This window comes from Mesorhizobium sp. M7A.F.Ca.CA.001.08.2.1, from assembly GCF_003998455.1.
In the GTDB taxonomy this organism is placed as follows: domain Bacteria; phylum Pseudomonadota; class Alphaproteobacteria; order Rhizobiales; family Rhizobiaceae; genus Mesorhizobium; species Mesorhizobium ciceri.
In genome coordinates, this window is record NZ_RZPW01000738.1 from 1 (window position 1) to 3,064 (window position 3,064).

Below are 3,064 nucleotides of genomic sequence, written 5' to 3' on the forward strand. Positions count from 1 at the left end.
GCCGAAGCGGGTTGGCGCCGGCGCACCGGTGCGCCGTCCGGTCACGCCTGAAGTGGCGCGTCCGGCCAAGCCGACCAAGAGCGAGGAAGATCGCCGCCGTGGCAAGCTGACGCTGAATTCGGCATTGTCCGACGAAGATGCGCGAGCCCGTTCGCTGTCGTCGATGCGTCGCCGCCAGGAAAAATTCAAGCGCGCGATGCACAATGAGCCGCGCGAGAAAGTCATGCGCGAAGTGATCCTGCCAGAGACCATCACCATCCAGGAACTGGCGCAACGCATGTCCGAGCGCGCGGTCGACCTGGTCAAGTTCTTCATGAAGCAGGGCCAGATCCTGAAGCCGGGCGACGTCATCGACGCCGACACGGCCGAGCTGGTCGCCACCGAATTCGGCCACACGGTCCGCCGCGTCGCCGAGTCCGACATCGAGGAAGGCCTGTTCAACATCGCCGACAATGCCGAGGACCTGGTTTCGCGTCCGCCGGTCGTGACGATCATGGGTCACGTCGATCATGGCAAGACCTCGCTGCTCGACGCGATCCGCAACGCCAATGTCGTCTCCGGCGAAGCCGGCGGCATCACCCAGCATATCGGCGCCTACCAGGTCGAGAAGAATGGTCACAAGATCACCTTCATCGACACGCCCGGCCACGCCGCCTTCACGGCGATGCGTGCTCGTGGCGCCCAGGCGACCGATATTGCCATCCTGGTGGTTGCGGCCGATGACAGCGTCATGCCGCAGACGATCGAATCGATCAGCCATGCCAAGGCGGCCGGCGTTCCGATCATCGTGGCGATCAACAAGATCGACAAGCATGATGCCGATCCGCAGAAGGTGCGCTCCGAACTGCTGCGCCACGAGGTTTTCGTCGAATCCATGGGCGGTGAAGTTCTGGACGTCGAAGTATCGGCGACCAAGGGCACCAATCTCGACAAACTGCTTGAGGCGATCCTGCTGCAGGCCGAAATTCTCGACCTGAAAGCCAATCCGGACCGTACCGCCGAAGGCGTCGTCATCGAGGCCCAGCTCGACAAGGGCCGTGGTCCCGTTGCCACCGTGCTGGTGCAGACCGGCACGCTGATGCCGGGCGACATCCTCGTTGCCGGCAATGAATGGGGCCGGGTGCGTGCGCTGGTCAACGATCGTGGCGTGCAGATCAAGGAAGCGCCGCCGGCGATGCCGGTGGAAGTGCTTGGCTTGCAGGGCACCCCGCAGGCCGGCGATCGCTTCGCCGTGGTCAACAACGAGGCCCGTGCCCGCGAGATCACCGAATACCGCCAGCGTCTGGCGCGCGAGAAGGCGGTTGCCAAGCATGCCGGCCAGCGCGGTTCGCTCGAGCAGATGATGTCGCAATTGCAGACAAGCGGGCTGAAGGAATTCCCGTTGGTCATCAAGGGCGACGTGCAGGGCTCGATCGAGGCGATCAATGCCGCACTCGATAAGCTCGGCACCGACGAGGTTCGTGCACGCATCGTCCATGCCGGTGCCGGCGCCATCACCGAAAGCGACGTGTCGCTGGCCGAGACTTCGGGTGCCGCGATCATCGGCTTCAACGTCCGCGCCAACGTCCAGGCACGTGCCGCTGCTGCGGCGGCTGGCATCGAGATCCGCTACTACTCGATCATCTACAACCTTGTGGATGACGTGAAGGCGGCTCTGTCGGGCCTGCTGTCGCCGGAACGTCGCGAGACCTTCATCGGCAATGCGCAGATCCTCGAAATCTTCGACATCACCAAGGTCGGCAAGATCGCCGGCTGCCGTGTCACCGAAGGCAAGGTCGAGCGTGGTGCGGGCGTGCGCCTGATCCGCGACAACGTCGTCATCCACGAAGGCACGCTGAAGACGCTGAAGCGCTTCAAGGACGAAGTTTCGGAAGTCCCCGGCGGCCAGGAGTGCGGCATGGCCTTCCAGAACTACGAGGACATGCGCGTCGGCGACGTCATCGAGTGCTTCCGCGTCGAGATGGTGACCCGGACACTCTGAGTTCGAGTGACTTGTCCATACCGGGCGGTGGTCGAAAGGCCGCCGCCCCAAGTCTATTGAGAATGCCCATATGAGACATGCGGCACGGTTCCATCCCGCGCCTCACGCTTTCAGGATTGAGAAAAATGCCCCGTCCAACCGCATCCAGCCCATCCCAGCGCATGCTGCGCGTCGCCGAACAGGTGCGCCATGCGCTATCCGAAACCCTGCAGCGCGGCGAGATCATCGATCCGCTGATCGAGAACACCGTGGTGTCGGTCTCGGAAGTGCGCATGTCGCCCGATTTGAAGGTCGCTACCGCTTTCGTCTCGCCGCTCGGCGCCAAAGATGCCGATGCGGTGGTCGAGGCGCTGAACAAGCATGCGAAATTCGTCCGTGGCCGTGTCTCCGGCGCGCTGCGGCAGATGAAGTTCATGCCGGAGTTCCGCTTCAAGCTCGACACCTCCTTCGACAATTTTGCCAGGATCAACGACCTCTTGAAATCGCCGGAAGTGGCGCGCGATCTGGGTCCTGAGGACCAGGAAAACGCAGACCAGGACAAAGACGACAACAAGGACACCGAATAGTGGCGCGTCGCGGCAAGAAGAAGGGCCGGCCGATCTCGGGCTGGCTGATCCTGGACAAGCCGGTCGGCATGGGCTCGACCGAAGCCGTCTCCAAGATCAAATGGCTGTTCCAGGCGGAAAAGGCCGGCCATGCAGGCACGCTCGACCCGCTGGCGTCCGGCATGCTGCCGATCGCGCTTGGCGAGGCGACCAAGACCGTGCCTTACGTGCAGGACGGCGCCAAAATCTATCGCTTCACCGTTGCCTGGGGACAGGAGCGTTCGACCGATGACCTCGAAGGTCCGGTGACGAAAGAATCCGACCTGCGTCCGTCGGAAGCCCAAGTGCTCGCCCTGCTGCCGAAATACACCGGCGTCATCATGCAGACGCCGCCGCAATTCTCGGCGATCAAGATCGCAGGCGAGCGCGCCTATGATCTGGCCCGCGACGGCGCGACGGTCGACATACCCGCGCGAGAGATCGAGATCGGCCGTCTGGACGTTGTCGAGCATGGCGCCGACCATACTGTTTTCGAGGT

At 63.2% G+C, this 3,064-nt stretch carries 3 protein-coding genes; all 3 read left to right on the forward strand.

The features are described 5' to 3' along the window. Positions 1–1,981: translation initiation factor IF-2 (infB, locus tag EN914_RS29980; protein WP_127389465.1), on the forward strand; the 1,981-nt coding region annotated here is incomplete at its 5' end. Positions 1,982–2,106: 125 nt separating this feature from the next. Then, positions 2,107–2,547, forward strand: coding sequence for a 30S ribosome-binding factor RbfA (rbfA, locus tag EN914_RS29985; RefSeq protein WP_024503464.1), 441 nt, complete (start codon positions 2,107–2,109; stop codon positions 2,545–2,547). Beyond that, positions 2,547–3,064, forward strand: a 518-nt coding sequence (truB, locus tag EN914_RS29990) for a tRNA pseudouridine(55) synthase TruB (RefSeq protein WP_127389466.1), incomplete at its 3' end; no start/stop codon positions are given. The genes rbfA and truB, both read left to right, overlap by 1 nt.

Bases quoted from the DNA above. Each gene is read 5' to 3' on its own strand.
- rbfA (WP_024503464.1), top strand. From the start codon at position 2,107: ATGCCCCGTCCAACCGCATCCAGCCCATCCCAGCGCATGCTGCGCGTC.